This is a genomic window from Phenylobacterium conjunctum, from assembly GCF_042679085.1.
GTDB classification, from domain to species: Bacteria; Pseudomonadota; Alphaproteobacteria; order Caulobacterales; family Caulobacteraceae; genus Phenylobacterium; species Phenylobacterium conjunctum.
Genome location: NZ_JBHTLQ010000040.1, coordinates 1 through 16,437 on the forward strand (window position 1 = coordinate 1; position 16,437 = coordinate 16,437).

The following is a 16,437-nucleotide window of genomic DNA, read 5'->3' on the forward strand; positions in this document are numbered from 1 at the left end:
TTCGGAGACCGGTTCAACAAGGCCGCCGCCTAAATATGTTCAACCGCCCGCCCACACACGAAATTCCTGACAGTCCCTGCGGTTGGTCCATTCCAGCATCGCCCGGCTGGTCATCTCGGTTCCGTTGTCGCTGACGATGGTGAGGGGCCGGCCCCGCCGGGCGATCAGAGCGTCCAGTTCGCGGGCCATGCGATGGCCGCCGATCGAGGTGTCCACGACCAGCGCCAGGGCCTCGCGAGTGAAGTCGTCGACGATGCACAGGATCCGGAAGCGCCGGCCCCAGGACAGGCTGTCCGCCACGAAGTCCAGGCTCCAGCGCTGGTTGGGGCCGTCTGGCAGCGCCATCGGCGCCCGCGTGCCGGTCGCGCGCTTGCGGCCGCGTCGACGGCGCACGGCCAGGCCCTCCTCGCGGTAGAGCCGGAAGAGCTTCTTCTTGTTCATGCTGACGCCTTCACGTTCGAGCAGGATGCCCAGCCGCCGGTAGCCGAAGCGGCGTCGCTCCGCCGCCAGGCCACGCAGCCGCTCACGCACCTCCGCGTCGCCCGGCTGGGCCACGCGACGCACCGTCTTCGGATCGACCTGGACCAGCCCGCAGGCGCGCCGCTGCGAGAAGCCGCGCTCCGCCATCAGACGAAGCACAGCCTCCCGGCGCGCTGCAGGCCCGATCAGTTTTTTCCCAGAAGGTCCTTCAGCGCCGACACATCCAGCATCGACTCCGCCAGCAGCTTCTTCAGCCGCCGGTTCTCGTCCTCCAGGGCTCTAAGCTTCTGGGCGTCCGACACGCTCATGCCGCTGTACTTCGCCTTCCAGCGGTAGAAGGTCTGCTCGCTGATCCCGTGCCGGCGGCACACCTCCGCCGTCGGGCTCCCGGCCTCCTGCTCCCGCAGCACGCCGATGATCTGCGCCTCGTTGAACCTGCTCTTCTTCACGTCCGTCTCCTTGGGTGACGGACTCTCACTCAAATCGAGGGATCAGGAAGGGGGCAGGTCAGCCGCTAGCTGGTGCGGAATCTTGATCCCGCAAGCCTACGAACCAGCCGGTGTGCTCCTAACGTATCCAGCATGACGAGGGAGAGTAAATACGTGCCCGCGCCGACAGCGACGGCACCCGCAAGTGACCAAAGATCGAAGTTTGCGACAGGATATGCGTGAAGAGCGAGAACCATTAGCGTTACGGAAAATAGGATCTTAACAATGTCGCTCCAGATGAGGTGTGGGGGAAGCAGTTTATAAACTATAAACCCTGAAACCACGAGTGCCGATAGATTGCCGAGGATCGCGCCATAAGCAGCGCCGACCAAACCCATCGATCGTACCAATAAAAATCCCGCTACAATTCCCAAAGCAGCGCCAACTAGTAATGTGACAACCTGGACACCTGTCCGCCGTAGCATGTAATATGCTTGGTCGAAGCCGAAACTTTTCAACCCGGCCAGCAGAGCCATGCCAGCTGCGAGCGGAACGAGGGGAGGGGCCGCTTGCCAATACCGGTCGTCGAAGAGGGTGTGCACAATCGGCGCAGCCAAAGCAGCCACTCCTGCAACCGCGGGGAGACCAAGGCCAAGCAGGATCGTGATGTGCTTCCCCAACATTGCCGCGCCTGCCGTGGGACCGTCTGCGTCAAATGCTTTCACCAACTCGGTGAATGAGCCCACATTGATTGCATTCAGGAGGACATCAATGGGCTGCCGGCCGACGGCATAAGCCGCCGCGTACAATGCTACGGCGTTGGGTCCAAGCAGCCACTGCAATTGCGACCGATCGCTGATGTTCAACAGCGCTATCAGGAGGCAACTGAAAAATAGCGGCCACGCATAGTGAACTATCTCTGTAACCCACCCTTTGGTGGAAGCGCCTTGGCCTCGAGCCGGCCAAATGCGGGCCAGTACCGTAAGGCCAATTGCAGCGTGGCAGCCGAATCCGAAATACGCGCAGGTGCGAAATGTAGGAACAAGAAGCACAGTGGCGGTAACGCCGGCGGCCAGGGCCCCTAAGGGGCGAAGCATCTCCATCGCCGCAAAAGCGAACGCGCGCCCCTCGCCACGAAAGACGTTCACGCATGCCGCTACGGCACCATTCCCCACCACGTACAGCGAAGTCGCGCCAGCAAAGGCGACCCAGTTTGTATGGGTACGGACCATAATGAAGGAAATTGGCCAAACCAATGCCGTTCCGACAAGCGTACAATAGGCATAGAACTTAAAAAGGGAATTTAGGTTGTAAGGGCCATCAGCAATGCGACCGGGGTGGTAAAAGCGCAAAAAGCCCACTCTAAACCAATTTGATGTGACCTGATCGCTAAATTCGCCAATCGCTATAGCGAGCACATAAAGTCCAAAATCGTTTACCGTAAGCAACCGAGAGTATACAAATATTGCAAGCAATGCGCAAAATCGGGGCACAAAGGTGCCGACCCCATATGCAAGGACAAGTTTCATAAAATACCTTGCCTACTCGAGGCGACCTTTGGGTTGATATCAATGCATCTGCAAAATAGAGGAGGCGAGAGCGTATCACCAGCCCTACTGGATGGGTTCACGACGAATCTTGGCCGTCAATGGCGTGGCGACACAATCTGCACCCCGGGGTTGCGGCACCTAAAGAAATGATTGCCGAGCATGCATCGCAGGGCGTCCAGGCTAATCGGCCTCACCGTAGAGACATAGTGCTTGGCGCTGGAGTCTCGGCAGTCCATGGAGCGGCTTTGACGTTTAGCCGTCGCATCGCGCCGTTCAAGAGATTTACACGCGGGATAAGTATATATCACCTGGCGTCCGGCCTCGTACTTGATGGAGGGCCTCTGCCTCAGTATGTTTGGCCGCCATTTTCAGGTCAGAATCAGAAAATGGCGCCCAACGAAATATTGCGCCTTCGTCAAGTCGGTTTCGATTTCGTGCGGTTAGCGGTGGCGCCTGATCTATTTCTGAGAACAGTGGGATCTAAGAGGGACGACGCAATTGCCGAATTGCGGAAGATCATTGGCCGTTTCGTGGCGGCTGACTTGAAGGTTGTTTTGGACCTTCATCCAAACGAGAGAATTCCGGGGTACCGCGGTAAGGATTATATTGGTGGAGTGAACCAACCTGTCGTGATGGAATACTTTCAAACCGTTGGTGATATGGCGCGACTATTGTCCAGCTTTCCGCCTGGCGTGGTCGCATTGGAACTATTGAATGAGCCGGCTGCCTATCCACCAAGGTCGGGAGTATGGGATGCCATTCAAATCCAGGCCCATACAGAGGTGAGGAGGGTGTCCAGTTTAATCCCGATCATAGTGACTGGATCAATGGGTGGCGGGGTGGAGGGACTTTTGAATCTAGACCCTGGTCCATATCGGGGTTCGAACGCACTTTTTAGCTTTCATTACTACGATCCTATGATCTTCACCCATCAAGCCACCTCCGCTGGACGTCGCTATTTCACAAATGTCACTTGGCCTCCGAGGCGGAATGACTTTGCCAAAGCTGTTGAAGGGACAACGAGCGCGGTGCTTAGGGACGGGAATATTGGCGCGGTGGATGCGCGTAGAGCGGTCGTTAGAACCACCAGCGAGCTGCGACAGTACTATTTCACGCAGGAAGGCGAAGAAACGATCCGCTCCGATTTCGGACGCGTCGAAAGCTGGGCGAATAAGCACGGGCTGGCGCTGGACCGGATCTTCCTGGGGGAGTTCGGGGTGAACCGTTCGGTTGGAGCGGGGGCGGGGGCTCCTGCCCCGGACGCGGAAAGGTGGTTGAGGAGTGTGCGTTTGGCGGCAGAGCAACGCAGCTTCGCTTGGGCGCTATGGTGCTATTCCGGTCCAGTCAGAATGACTCTCACGAATGAATGGCCTGCTGAGACAATGGATCCGGGCGTGCTACGGTCACTTGGGATGCGGGTGCCGTCGCTGAATGCCAAGAATTAGAGTGTGGTCGCGGCGGGGTGAAAATTTGAGTGTCCTCGCCGTTACGGAATGGAAACGACCCGTATCGTAGCTTTCAGTCCTCGGGCTTCGAATCGTAGCTGGCTCAATGGCCGCGTAAATTATTCGACATAACGTGATGGGTCTCCGAATTGAAACTTAGAGCTGATTTGAGCCCCAACTACGTAATCCTTGTGGTTGCTATATTGGTTAGGTTGTTTGTCCCGGCAAATTTTCTGGACCTATTCTATAGCTACGATCTAAGCGGGGGGGGGGTATTGATCAAGATTCACCCCGGAACGTACCTATTGGGGTGCGCTGCTTTGTTCGCCACGCCGCTACCGCATGCTCTTGGCCAGAAACCGTTGGTGGCGAGCGCAACAATCCTATTCGGAACGTCAGCAATTTGTGGTCTCTGGGCCCTCGCAGGCGGAAAAACGCTTGCGGTCGGGTTTTTGCTTGACGCTGAGATTGCCGCAGCCCTCGGGCTGTTTGCGTTGAGTCGACTTACAGCTAGACAGCGCAAACGACTATTTTCGGTCTTGCTCCTATCTATGATGATCAACGCAGGAATATTGCTTATCGAGTTCGTTACACACACGCCGTTCGTAGCTCGTCGTAATCTTCTTAGAGACCCGAGGCCATTTGGCATCCTGAATCACCCGCTGGTCAATGGCCTCTATTATGCTTCCCTGGTGCCATTGGTATTTCTGTTGAACCGTCCATTGCTTGAGCGCATGGCAATCGCCGGCATCTTTGCCGCAGCCACTTTCGTCTCTGGGGCGCGATTTGCGTCATTGTTTGTACTGGCTGGGCTGGCCGCCGCCTATATCGCCGCCGCCCAACGGGAACAGATCCGTCAAGCGCGCGCCGGTGAAGCGGTCAATTTCCAGATTATCCTAGGCCTAATTGTGTTGCCGATCTTTCTTATCATTGGCGCATCAAGCGGCTTAGCCTACCGATTTTCCAGCTCGATCTATGACGTGAGCGCCAAAACACGCGTAGATAATTTCGTAATTCTCAAGTACATAGACACAAAGTCGTTCCTAATTGGCGCAGGAAACGAACTTCTGACTAGCTATGCGAATTCTGTCCTAAACCAGCTCGTTGAAAACCCTTTCGTATTCCTAATTTTTATGTTCGGGGCGATCATCGGCGGGATTTTTTTGGCCGGTGTACTTTGGTCGATGTATGTGATCCTACGAACCCGTCCTCCATTGGCCTGGATTTCCGCGACAGTATTTGTGCTTGTTGGGCTGTCGAATAACGCCCTCGTTTCGAAGACGCCCGTACTCCTATACTTTATGACCATCCTTGTTACCGCACCGGGAGCCAGCTCCAGTTTAGAAGCGCCGCCAGCCTCGCGTTCGGTTAGGAGTCGGTCCGGGGCGTTTCGTTCTGCTGGCTTCGCGCAGCGATTAAACTCCGGTAGCTCGCCTCGAGCACGGTGAGGGCCTTGTGGGCAGTGTAGTTATGAACGATGATATCCACTGCCTCGGATGACAACCTGGAACGCAACTCTTTGTCCGTGGCAATTCGATGGGCAGCGTCTGCCAAAGCGCGTCGATCTGCTACCGGCACGGTGATTGCGCCCCCATCCCTCACAATTTCCGGAATAGCCCCGACGGGGGTGACGATGGCAGGGGTGCCCACGGCCATTGCTTCGATCAGCGAATTGGGAAATCCCTCACCATAGGAGGGGAGCAGTAATGCTGTCGCGCACCGCATTCTCTCAAATATTGCCTCATGCTCGAGAAACCCTTCAACGGCTAGGATGTTGCTCAAAGCCAGCTCAGCAACCCGATCCTGAAGAATTTGCGGCATTGCGACGAGCTGAAACCGAGCAGGAGATCCTTCAGCCGCGAGAATAGTTGCCGCACCAATCACGTCTTCAATGCCCTTTCTACGAGCATCGGTCCCCGCGATAAATAGAAATACCGGTGGTTCCGTTGGTGTTGCAAACGGCGGCAACTGGGTTGGTTGCTGCACCCAATTAGGGACGATTATAATCCGTCCCCTCCGGCCTGCGGCGACTATGTAGTCCTGTGAGAGTGCGGATTGTGCGATCACTATCTGTGGCAAATTCAGCGCCTGGCGGACCATCCAACGTGCGGCTGGCCCTGATTGTCCCACGAAGGCGTCGAATGCGCCCCCGATCCTCATGATTGTGGGTACGCCAAGGGCCCGAGCCATGAGCGCGTATATGCATGCCTCCCAAAATGCCTGGTAGTCGGGTGACTGGATTTGAATAACTTCAATACGCCTCGCCAACACAACGGCTGGAAATTTTAACAGGTGACCTAGGGTTACTAGGATCCCGGATGCAGCGCGCTTGATGCCCCCGCTGAAGATAGCCCGGTAGCCCCAATTGTCGACCGCATTAGGCTTTGGGGGGCGGGATGTAGTAAATCCAATGAACTCAAATTCGTCAGCTAGGTGTGACCTCATCAGATTCAACATAAAGGTCGTCATGCCGCCTTTGGTGGGCGGGAGCGGGCCGACCAGTAGGACGCGAGCCTTGCCCTTGATGCCCTTCATCACGATTCTTGACTGACGGGCCGAGCAACAAACAGAATCATGTTTGTAGAGCGGTTCCGAGGCATGAATTTCGAAAGCGCGGTGTTCAATCGATCAGCACCACCGAAATATTCATGCTCAACACAGACAAATTTCGCCGCCTCAAGGCGCTTGGTAATTTCGTGGACTGTAACGAAATGCTTAACGTGACCGAAATAACGCGGACGCCCTGTCACTCTGTGAAATAATCGAACCAACTTTCGGCTAATGGAAAGCTTGTTCGAAAGGGAAAAGATAAACACACCGTCTGGGCTTATTAATTTCCGAACAAATTGAAACGCCTCGTCGAGATCTTCAAGATATTCGATGACACTCGAGGAAATAACGCAAGATGCCGGCGGATGATCCTCGCCAGGTGTAAACGGTAAAAGCTGCTGCTCGAATGTAACGTTGGACACCCCGGCAGTCTCAATTGTACGCTTCGCGACTTCCAGCATGCCGGCGGACCCATCGATAGCGATGACTTTGTCCGCCCGCTTGGCCACTTCGCACGTCAAAACTGCAGGGCCGCAACCCAAATCATATGCCAGCACCGCGTGCGAAACGTATCTTGCTAAATACGTCCGCCAAATCACGATCCGGTCGAGGCGATTGGGATCCTCTCTGTAGGAGGCGCCAAATTCATCGGCAATACTGGTATGGAACGCGACAGCGCCGATTTCGGGATTGTCGTTGGATTGGCTTTGCGCCATTTCGATGCCCTCTGTTACCAGCACAAACCTTGGTACGACCCTCCGGACCGTAAGCCCAGATTTACGCGCACTAGGTCGATGATGTGCTTTCCACTGGCGCCCTCAGAGGTGAGAACGGCTTCGCCGAGTTGCCTGTGTGCCAATATGACTGTGTCGCTTGAGGCAAGCACCTCATCGAGGCTTTCTCGCAGCATGCCTGCGATGTGCGGCAGATGATGGTTTACATAGTCCAAGTTTGCACCGGTCAATTTTGAGAGTCGTATATTCGGATCAAATATTGTAATGGAGTATCCTTTACCGAGAAGTCGTTCCGCCAGTATGACTTGAGGGCTTTCGCGAAGATCATCTGTGTCGGGCTTGAAGCTGAGCCCGATGATCCCAATCTTCCGATTTTCTGACTCGGTCACAATTTTAAACGCACGTTCCATCTGGACTGTATTGGCGTGATAAATTCCATCAAGTAATGGCGTATCAACTTCCAATTCCCGCGCCCGAAAACGTAGCGCTCTCAGGTCCTTCGGGAGACAGGAGCCGCCGAAAGCGAAACCCGGCTTCAGATACGCCGAAGAAATGTTAAGTCTAGTATCTGCGCAAAGAATTTCCATTGCCTTATGTCCATCGACATTCAGCGCTGAGCAAATATTGCCAACTTCGTTGGCGAAACTAATTTTGAGTGCGTGCCACGCATTATTGAAATACTTGATGGTCTCAGCCATGTCGAGATCAACTTCAGATGGCGTAATCGGAAGTGCGGGTTGCAGCATTTTCATGCTCGAGAGCGTTTGGGCATCCAAAGCGCCAAATACAGTCGCTCCGGGGTTGTCGTAATCGAGTATTGCGCTGCCTTCTCTTAGGAATTCGGGATAGTAGCCAACGCCAAAATCAGTTCCGGCAGTCTTTCCTGAGTGCCGCTCGAGCGCGGGCACTACAGCTCCAGTCATAGTGCCGGGAAGCATTGTTGATCGAAATATAACGGTGTGGCGGCCATTCTTCGAGGCGATTACACTGCCAATCTGCTCACTAACACGCATAAGGTGGGTAACATCCAACGAGCCGTTGCTGTTTGATGGTGTGCCCACACAAATCAGAGATAGTTCGGTTTCGTGAATGGCTCGTTCAATATCGGATGTTGCGGTAAGGTTTCCAAGCTGAAAGTGGCGCGAAATTAGATCTTCTAGCCCGTGTTCAACAATCGGCGAGCGTCCCTGTTGTATGGCATCAATCTTCACCGGATTAACGTCCACAGCGACGACGTGGTGCCCATCCCGTGCTAGGCACGCGGCTGAAACGGCTCCAACATAACCAATGCCGAAGACACTTACTCTCATAGGAACGTACCTCGGAAAAATTTTATCCTGACGACAAGTGAGGATTATAGCGGAAATAATTTACGCATTAATACTGCCTGAATGGCAAAATAGCAGCCAGGCCCGTCCTGAATGTCGGCGAGCGTTGATTGGCAGAATGCTCAAATTCGGCGTGTCGGACCCGCCTAGTTTGGGGACGGTGCAGCGTTGGGTTGGCTCTTGCATGTTGTGCGCCCCAGGAAATTGCTTAAAGTTCTCAATGTGCTGGCAAATTATGAGGCGGGCCCGAGTTCTGTGAATATTTTGGTCTATATCCCACAATTCACGGCCGGCGGCGCCGAGTTGATGATGACGCAGATCGCGGGCGCATTGATGGCGCGGGGCCATGGGGTCGCGATTGTGGTGGACCAAACCGGTCCAGATCGAGACCTATTTGATGTGCGAGTGCCAGTTGAGGTGATCGGGCGTGTGGGGGTAGTTCGAGCGGCCTGGGCACTATCCAGGATCGCGCGACGGCGAGGGGCTCAGGTCGTGATCTCGGCCCTGCCTGTGGCAAATCTAGTTGCCGATCTGATGCTCCTGGTGAGCGGCAGACGCGTCAAGGTTATCAATACGTGGCATGGATATTTCGGTTCGATCCGCGGAGTTAGAAGCAGATTTGCTCAATCGATAGTGGCGATCCTGTCTCGGATATCGCATGCAAATGTCTCCGTGTCGGCTGATTTGTTGAAATCACTGAGATGTGCTGGTGCTTCGAGTTCGAAATTTGTTGTGATATACAATGGCGTTCATATCCAGAATGCAGGTCAGTCTCCTGTCCATGGGCGTCGTTTTATATTTAGCGCGGGAAGTTTAACTCGGCATAAGAACCATCGTTTGCTTATCGAGGCTTTTGCGCGGCTGGGAGATGCTTATGATGGGGATCTTCTGATCGCGGGACAGGGCCCGGAGCTTGATGCGCTGAGGGCCCTCTCTGAATCGCTGGACATAGCCGACCGGGTGCACTTAGTTGGCTTCCAATCAGATATCATGACGTACATGGAGCAGGCTGACATCTTCGTGTTGCCATCAGATGTGGAGTCATTTGGCATTGTGCTGGTCCAAGCTATGGCTGCCGGAGTTCCGGTGATTTCAACTGATGCTGGCGGAACCCGAGAGGTCTTAGGAGATGGCGAGTTTGGGACCCTCATCCCAGTAGGAGATGTTGCAGCGCTAGCTGACGCAATTTTGAGAGTATTGTCGGAGCCCATGCCTGATAAGGGGCGGTTACGGGAACGGGCGGAGTATTTCTCGATAGAGAGGGTGGCGGCTGAATACGAGGCACTCTGTCGTGGGTTGGTAGCTGCTGTGGTAGGGCATTCCTAAATTGGACAAGGGACCAGTCTTCCGACGAGTATTAGTTCTCGGAGGCGAAGCAAGGTCGACCTTGTCGATCGTTCGATCGCTCGGGCGTGCAGGAATAGAGGTCGATTTGGCTTGGTGCGAGAAGGGGGCTATCCCTGCGTCGTCTCGCTACGTGGCCAAGTGGGTTGATTTGCCGCTACCGTTACATCGGGTTGACTGGTGTGACTTCCTTGAGACTCATCTGCGCGAAACCAGTTACGATCTGGTGATCCCCTCTGGTGACCTTGAACTTCTTCCGTTGATGCTTCGACGTGTCCGCCTGGAGCGGGTCGCCCGGTTGGCCATTCCGTCCGATGAATCCTTCAGGATTGCGAACGACAAACAGTTGAGTGCGGAGCTTGCGGGGAACCTCGGAATTTCCGTTCCCCCCTGGATTAGGCTGCTTAAGCAGGATGATTACATCCCGGGGGGGGTTCCGATTCCGTGCGTCTTGAAGCCGGCGTCCTCATTCCAGCTTGGAGGATCGGTGACTACGAGGCGTTCAGTTCGGCATGCGTTTAGCGTTGAGGAGGCGGACGCCTTTGCAAAGGAGATGCTCTCGGACGGACCGATCGCGGTTCAATCATATTTCTCCGGGCGTGGTGTAGGTCTGGAAGTCTTGTGCCGTGATGGCGCGATCTTGGTGGCTTTTCAGCACGAGAGGCTTCACGAGGCCCCCCATGGCAGCGGTTCTAGTTACCGACGAAGCGTCAAAATTCAGCCGGAATTGCGGGATGCTGCTTCGAAAATTTCAGCCGCTCTCAATTATTCTGGTGTGATGATGGTGGAATTTAAGCAACGCTCGAAAGATGAATGGATATTCGTAGAAATTAATGCGCGTTTTTGGGGGTCGTTGCCATTGGCGCTTGTTTCGGGCGCTGATTTCCCGCGGTACCTTTACGAAATGCAAGTTAATAATGTTTCGTCATTCGACGAAAGCTATGATGTAGGGCGGACGGCCCGAAACTTATTGCAAGATATTAGGTGGTTTCGAGAAAACTGGAAGGCAGATCGCAATAACAGTTACCTCGTAAAGATAGGCCGATTGAGAAGTATTTTCCAATTTCTACCTCTGATTTTCGGGCGTGACGCCGTCGACACATTTGTGAGGGATGATTGGCGGCCAGGTATGCGTGAAATTGCCAACTTGGCTTTGATGAAATTGGAAAAATTTCGCCCCATCCCGCCAAAGTCGAGAAGTTTGGGACTTCCGCGACCCAGCTCAATTTTGTTTTTGTGCAAGGGCAATATCTGCAGGAGCCCGTTCGCAGCCGCGGCGATGAAAGCGCTCTCCCCGGAACTACAAGTTGTCTCGGCGGGTACATTCCCAGTCGGTGGTCGATGTGCTCCAGATGACGCCGTGCTTGCTGCGGGGCGTTTCGGTTTAGGGCTAGATATGGAGTTGCATCGATCCCAGGTCGTTTCAGCTGAGTTGTTGGGACGCGCAGATCGGATCGTTGTTTTCGATCCCGAACAGATGGCTTGGCTAAGGGTGAATCACCCAGAGGCGCTTCCAAAGACGTCCTACTTAGACGGCATTATTGCCGATCCTTACGGGGGGGGCGAGGCGGAATTCCAAAGCTGCTATCAGCGGATCTATGAACTTCTGACTAAATATCAAGCACTTGGAGCGAAGCTCTAGTTCGTCCTGGAGGTGACCTCTGACTTTGACTTCCCCTGAGATGTCATTCAGCGGGGACTAGAGTCTCGGCTATTGTTACCCCTTTCCTCGCGGTAGATGCGGTTCTTCCCTTAAGCCTACCCCTCGCGCCGCAGCAGCACGAACAGCCGCCGGCAGCCAAGCCGCCGGCGCTCCGCAGCCAGGCTGGGAAGACGCTCTCGCAGGTCGGTGTCCGGTGGACGCCGAGACTGATAGCGAAACATGTTGCGGTCCGCTTGGACGACTGCGCGGGCCCGCCGCTGGCTGATCACCAGAACAGCCTGGAGATGCGCCACGCCCTCGCGATGAGCCGCGGGCCCTACCATTTCTTGAAAGCAACTCCTGCAAGGCGGCCTTGTCGAACATGGCGTCCGCCAACAGCTGCTTCAGCTTGGCGTTCTCATCCTCCAGTGTTCGCAGGCGCTGCGCCTCTGACACGCTCATCCCGCCGAACTTGGCCTTCCAGGCGTAGTTCGTGCCCTCCGACACGCCGTGCTTGCGGGCCAACTCACCCGCCTTCGCTCAAGCCTCGTTCTCCCGAAGGATCCCGATGATCCGCTCCTCGGTAAATCTCGCTCGCTTCATGTCCGTCCTATCAGGGGACGGACTCTCGCTCCAACTGGAGGAACTTCTCAGGGGCAGGTCAGATCGTTGAAGGACTCCGCAAAGCCATTCTGCGTGGGCTTGCTCTGCGCGATGTAAAGCCAGACAACTTGATGATCCTCGGCCCAGGCTGGAGTATTCCGCGACCTGACTGAGTCGTTTGGGATTCCCAAGGTGCGTGGGTTCTGATTCAAGATCCGCGCTGGTGATGGAGGCCGGCACAGCTGAGCAAGGCGCTGTCGGTTGGTCTTCGAGAAGGCGTTCTGGCGGCCATTGCGGGGGGGCTGTCGTGTCGAGGCACCGCGGTGCAGTTTGGGGTGAGCGCGGCGAGCGAGATCTGCTGGCGCGGTATGTCCTTAAAGGCCGGCGACGTGCGGCCAGGGGCGCTTGGCGGTGACCGGCGTTCTGGCCTGATCAAGAAACACGCCGATCTAGACTAAGTAGCGGCCCCCAGCTGCAGCGCGAGCTTGCAGAAATTTGAGATGACTTGGGTGGAAATTATTTGGTTTCCGGTGTTGTAGTTCGAAGATTTAAAACAAGCGATTAGCTTACGTAGTATTTCTTGTACTCAGCGTAATAGTATCCAGGATCGCCATAACCATACTTTGATTGTTGCTTCATGTCCATCTGGGTCAGAGCTACGCCGCCGAGATGCGCACCAGTTCCCGCCAGAAGCCTGAAGGCTGCCTCAACTGCATGTTGAGGCGTCTTTCGCCAACGGGCTAGAAACACAACCACGTCCGCCTTGGGGGCTAGGACGCGGGTATCGGCGATTGGCAGGAGCGGGGCGGTGTCAAGAATCACGAGGTCGTACCGATCGCGCAGTTCAGTGATTAGCCGGTCCATCGCCGCAGTTCCGAAGACGTCTTTGGGGGTAAATCCAGTTTTGGCCAGTGGTAGGATGGCCGCGCCGCTCACCTCATCAGAAGTAATGGCCTGGTCGACCGTTGCTTCGCCACTGAGCACCTCCAAGAGCCCGATTGTGGGCTCCGCCTGCAGCAGGCGATTAACTGTCCGGCGACGAAGATCGCAGTCTACGATGATGGTCTTCAGGCCCTGTATGGCAGAAGAGCGAGCGAGGCAGACTGAAGTTGTGGTTTTGCCTTCGCCTGGCAGAGCGGAGGTGATTGCGACGACGCGGACCGGTTCGCCGAGGCGGGAGTAGGAGATCGACGCGCGCAAGCTGCGGAACGACTCTGCAAAGCTCGATAGTGGCTTCGACACAATGTAGTCGATCGGGGCGATAGACCGCTCTTCCGCAACGGAGTTGAGAAGGGGAATTGCGCCGAGGTAGGCCGCGTCGAGGCGGCGCTCCACATCTTCCGCCGTCGCGAGGCCAGCGTCGAGGAGTTCAGCGATAACTACAGCAGCAATACCGGCACCCACGGCGAGCAGGAGCCCCAGGGCCAAGTTCAGCGACACGTTCGGCGCCGACTGCCGCACCGGGATCTTGGCCTTGGAGACGACGCGCGCATCAGATTGCTCGATGCCCTGCTGTGTGCTCGTCTCCTTGAAGCGGTTCAAATAGCTTTCATAGAGCGTGCGGGAGGCTTCCGCGTTGCGCTCAAGTTCGTTAAGGCGGACAAGAGCACGGTTGTTTGTGGCGAGGGTGCCGCGGGCGCCGCCCAGGCTGCCGGAGATGGCAGAGGCGCGCTGTTGGGAGACCTGGGCTTTGGCTTGCAGGTTGGAGACGATGCGCTGAATTTCTTGCTGGATCTGAGCGTCGATGTCGGACAATTGGCGCTTGGCCTTCAGCATTTCCGGGTGGCGATCGCCGTAGCGGCCGGCCAGATCAGCGACCTGACCAGAGACCGTGGCGCGCTGAGCTCGCAGCTGTTGGATGACGGGCGAGTCGAGGGCTTCGCCCACGTCGCCGCCGTTAGACCCTCGCGCGAGTTGGGCTCTGGCGGTGTTGAGCCGCGCATTATCCTCGGCGACCTGGGCCCGGGCTTGAGCCAGCGACTGGTTGTAGCTGGAGATCTCTTGTTCGGTGAGCGAGGTGCCCGCGGCGCTCAGGAGGTTGTTGGCTATCTTGTACTGCTGCACCGCGGCCTCGTCGGCGAGCACCTGGCCGCGGAGTTCTTCCAGGCGGCTGTTGAGCCACTGACTTGCCTGCTGCGTCGCGTCAAACTTCGCCTCAAGCTGTTCAAGCAGGTATAGTTCTGCGAATTTGTTGGCGATCAGCGCCGACTTCTGCGGGTCACCAGACTGGTAGGAGACGCTGATGACGTAGGTCAGGCCGGAGCGCTTCACCGACAGGCCCTTGAGTACGTTGTCAACGACCTTCTCGTGAGCCCTCTGGGCGGCAAGAGGGCTCAACGCTACTTCTGAGGGGGGCTTGGCTCCAAAGAGGGTCCCGATGGCCCCCGCGGCGGCCTTCAACCCGGTAGGCTTCTGGAGACGGGAATTGAAGTCTGGGTCGGACTCGAGGTTGAGAGCCTTGGTCACCCGCTCAGCGAGCTGCCGGGACTTCAGGACCTCGACTTCGGTATCGACCGTGGCGGAGTCAGCGGGGAGGCCGGAAAGCACTTCCTGAACGTCAGACACCTTCTCCTTCCGCGTGTCGAGCAGGACGTTGGCCGTCGCGGTGTAGCGAGGCGGCGTCTGCAGCGTTACCACGACCACCGACACGAAGACCACGAGCGCGACCGCAGCGAAGAGGCGCAGCCGACGACGGAATGTTGTGAAGAGACGGCGGAGATCCAGCTGACCAGCCGCGCCGGGAAGGGGAGACGCCTGACCACCCTCTGCCAGGGACTCTGCGCCGACGTGGGAGGGGCCGATCTGGTTCATTCGCCTACTACCTCAAGATAAGGGCCAGGCGCCATATGGCGACTGGCCCATTACAAGACCACTAACCGCGGTCATTCAATTTCTGCGCCATCACAGGGATGGCGGAGGAAGCTTAAAACTGCAAAGTCAGACTGGCTGAGACCTTGTTGACTTCATATTCGGCGCCCCGGTCGGCGATGAGGCCTTCGGTATCTCGCTTTTCATAGAAGTAAGCGCCGGTCAGGCCCACGCGACGGTTGATCAAGTAGGTCCCGCGCAGGCCCGCGTTCACGACCTTATCCTTGCGGGTCGAGCCTTGATACTCGTCCTTGCCAGTCCCCACGTTGGCCGAGAGGATGACGTTGCGCAGCAGTTCGTGGTCAACCGAGAGGTCGGCGCGGTTCGCGACGTAAGAGGCGATCTTGTTCGAGGCGCTGTCCTCGATCGCGCGGCTGCCGCTTAGGGTGACCGTCGTGATCTGGGTCGGGAACCATTCGACCTTGGCGCGGGCGCCGAAGCCGTCGACGTCCTTCACCTTGGCGTCCTTGTAGTTCTGTTTCATGTAGCCGACCCCGACTTCGCCGCGGGCGACCGCGCCGAGTTCGAAGTTGGCACCGACATAGGCGTTCACGCCGTCGGAGTCACGGGTCAGGGCGACCACCGGGCGATCTTGGCGATAGTCGCGGCGGTTACCGGTCACTTCCACGAAGAGGGCGGTGTCCGGGCTGACAGCGTAATCCGCGCGGCCGGTCAGAGCCGAGACGGTGCGGTCGCGGTAGTCCTGGTCGATCTGGCCGCTCGCGGCTGTGGCCGTGTCTTCGTAATTGTACTTGGCGACGTTGAAGTTGCCGGCCAGCTTCAGGCGGTTGAACTCGTGCGTGGCGCCCACATAGGCCTTCGTCAGGTCGAAGCTGGTGGGTTCCTTGGCGTTCGCCGGCGCGTTCGGGGAGGTGCGCGGCTCGGTCAAGCGGTCGAAGCTGGCCCCGCCGGTCAGGTTCGTGTCGCGCGACACGTCGATCCGGCCGCGGGCGCCGAGGCCGAAGTCGTCGGTGTTTTCCGAATCGTTCTTGGAATAGCGAGTCAGGTCGCCGCGGGCGTAGACCAGCAGGCTATGGCGGTTCCAGTCAGACGCTAGGCTCAACTCGGGCTGGACGTGCCAGACGGTGTCGCTGATGGTCTTGGTCTTCTGGGCGAAGATGTTGTCGTTGCTCTCGACACCGACCATGAGACGCGGGTAGGCGAGGAAAGATCCCATCCGGACGCCGGCGGCGTCGTAATCTGGGCGGGGTCGCTGCAGAACGGCGATGTTGCGATCGCGCTGAAAATTGCGAGCGGCTGTCCCGGATTCGCCGCCGAGATCAATTGCGGATCCCTGCGCGTGAGCCGCGGAAGCGGCGCCGGTAACAAGCGCGATCGCCGCGGTCGCCATTAGGAAGTTGCGTTCGGTGCTCACTTTTTTATCCCCATCAGCATCGAAATTTTATTCGGAACACATCCCGGCGAGGTCGGAAGGACCCCCAACAGGACGAAGTCACAACGTCAG

The 16,437-nt window shown here is 56.8% G+C and carries 10 protein-coding genes and 3 pseudogenes; 5 read left to right on the top strand and 8 right to left on the bottom strand.

Features of this window, described 5'->3' with window-relative positions:
- Positions 1 to 81: 81 nt before the first annotated feature.
- Positions 82 to 929 (bottom strand): annotated as a pseudogene (locus tag ACFQ27_RS15440) (IS3 family transposase); the annotation flags it as partial.
- Positions 930 to 994: 65 nt separating this feature from the next.
- On the bottom strand, positions 995 to 2,437 hold the full coding sequence (locus ACFQ27_RS15445) for an oligosaccharide flippase family protein (RefSeq protein ID WP_377354213.1): 1,443 nt from the start codon (positions 2,435 to 2,437) through the stop codon (positions 995 to 997).
- A gap of 407 nt (positions 2,438 to 2,844) precedes the next feature.
- On the opposite strand from ACFQ27_RS15445, the gene ACFQ27_RS15450 reads away from it, so the two are divergent.
- Together ACFQ27_RS15450 and ACFQ27_RS15455 are read left to right on the top strand one after the other, a co-directional pair.
- Positions 2,845 to 3,903 (top strand): glycoside hydrolase family 5 protein, encoded by a 1,059-nt coding sequence (locus tag ACFQ27_RS15450; RefSeq protein ID WP_377354214.1) that lies wholly within the window; start codon positions 2,845 to 2,847, stop codon positions 3,901 to 3,903.
- Positions 3,904 to 4,094: 191 nt separating this feature from the next.
- Positions 4,095 to 5,351: a VpsF family polysaccharide biosynthesis protein gene (locus ACFQ27_RS15455; RefSeq protein ID WP_377354242.1), complete on the top strand. Its 1,257-nt coding sequence runs from the start codon at positions 4,095 to 4,097 to the stop codon at positions 5,349 to 5,351.
- Here the strand turns inward: ACFQ27_RS15455 and ACFQ27_RS15460 are convergent.
- The 3 genes from ACFQ27_RS15460 to ACFQ27_RS15470 are packed head-to-tail and all read right to left on the bottom strand — an operon-like array spanning position 5,272 to position 8,497.
- Positions 5,272 to 6,438: a glycosyltransferase family 4 protein gene (locus ACFQ27_RS15460; RefSeq protein WP_377354215.1), complete on the bottom strand. Its 1,167-nt coding sequence runs from the start codon at positions 6,436 to 6,438 to the stop codon at positions 5,272 to 5,274. The two genes, ACFQ27_RS15455 and ACFQ27_RS15460, sit on opposite strands and share 80 nt — an antisense overlap.
- Positions 6,438 to 7,169 (bottom strand): class I SAM-dependent DNA methyltransferase, encoded by a 732-nt coding sequence (locus ACFQ27_RS15465; protein WP_377354216.1) that lies wholly within the window; start codon positions 7,167 to 7,169, stop codon positions 6,438 to 6,440. Before ACFQ27_RS15465 ends, ACFQ27_RS15460 begins: the two co-directional genes overlap by 1 nt.
- Positions 7,170 to 7,183: 14 nt before the next feature.
- Positions 7,184 to 8,497 carry a nucleotide sugar dehydrogenase gene (locus ACFQ27_RS15470; RefSeq protein ID WP_377354217.1) on the bottom strand — a complete coding sequence of 438 codons (1,314 nt, stop codon included), beginning with the start codon at positions 8,495 to 8,497 and terminating at the stop codon, positions 7,184 to 7,186.
- A 222-nt stretch (positions 8,498 to 8,719) separates the two neighbouring features.
- Between ACFQ27_RS15470 and ACFQ27_RS15475 the strand changes: the two genes are divergently transcribed.
- Both ACFQ27_RS15475 and ACFQ27_RS15480 read left to right on the top strand, forming a co-directional pair.
- Positions 8,720 to 9,841, top strand: a complete 1,122-nt coding sequence (locus tag ACFQ27_RS15475) for a glycosyltransferase (protein ID WP_377354218.1) — start codon at positions 8,720 to 8,722, stop codon at positions 9,839 to 9,841.
- A gap of 61 nt (positions 9,842 to 9,902) precedes the next feature.
- The gene (locus ACFQ27_RS15480; RefSeq protein WP_377354219.1) at positions 9,903 to 11,501 is read left to right on the top strand and encodes an arsenate reductase/protein-tyrosine-phosphatase family protein; all 1,599 of its coding nucleotides are present in this window, start codon (positions 9,903 to 9,905) and stop codon (positions 11,499 to 11,501) included.
- A gap of 119 nt (positions 11,502 to 11,620) precedes the next feature.
- On the opposite strand, the pseudogene ACFQ27_RS15485 reads toward ACFQ27_RS15480, so the two are convergent.
- Positions 11,621 to 12,104 (bottom strand): annotated as a pseudogene (locus tag ACFQ27_RS15485) (transposase); the annotation flags it as partial.
- Positions 12,105 to 12,346: 242 nt separating this feature from the next.
- Between ACFQ27_RS15485 and ACFQ27_RS15490 the strand changes: the two are divergent.
- Positions 12,347 to 12,547, top strand: a pseudogene (locus ACFQ27_RS15490) (IS630 family transposase); the annotation flags it as partial.
- A 118-nt stretch (positions 12,548 to 12,665) separates the two neighbouring features.
- Here the strand turns inward: ACFQ27_RS15490 and ACFQ27_RS15495 are convergent.
- A complete protein-coding gene (locus ACFQ27_RS15495; protein ID WP_377354220.1) occupies positions 12,666 to 14,915 on the bottom strand; it encodes a GumC family protein in 2,250 nt (749 codons plus the stop codon).
- Between the two features lie 112 nt (positions 14,916 to 15,027).
- Positions 15,028 to 16,347, bottom strand: coding sequence for an outer membrane beta-barrel protein (locus ACFQ27_RS15500; RefSeq protein ID WP_377354221.1), 1,320 nt, complete (start codon positions 16,345 to 16,347; stop codon positions 15,028 to 15,030).
- Between the last annotated feature and the right edge of the window lie 90 nt (positions 16,348 to 16,437).

What these genes read in the sequence shown, in the direction of transcription:
- ACFQ27_RS15445 (WP_377354213.1), bottom strand. Translation starts at nt 2,437, where the DNA reads ATGAAACTTGTCCTTGCATATGGGGTCGGCACCTTTGTGCCCCGATTT.
- ACFQ27_RS15460 (WP_377354215.1), bottom strand. Translation starts at nt 6,438, where the DNA reads ATGAAGGGCATCAAGGGCAAGGCTCGCGTCCTACTGGTCGGCCCGCTC.
- ACFQ27_RS15450 (WP_377354214.1), top strand. Translation starts at nt 2,845, where the DNA reads ATGGCGCCCAACGAAATATTGCGCCTTCGTCAAGTCGGTTTCGATTTC.
- ACFQ27_RS15470 (WP_377354217.1), bottom strand. Translation starts at nt 8,497, where the DNA reads ATGAGAGTAAGTGTCTTCGGCATTGGTTATGTTGGAGCCGTTTCAGCC.
- ACFQ27_RS15495 (WP_377354220.1), bottom strand. Translation starts at nt 14,915, where the DNA reads ATGAACCAGATCGGCCCCTCCCACGTCGGCGCAGAGTCCCTGGCAGAG.
- ACFQ27_RS15465 (WP_377354216.1), bottom strand. Translation starts at nt 7,169, where the DNA reads ATGGCGCAAAGCCAATCCAACGACAATCCCGAAATCGGCGCTGTCGCG.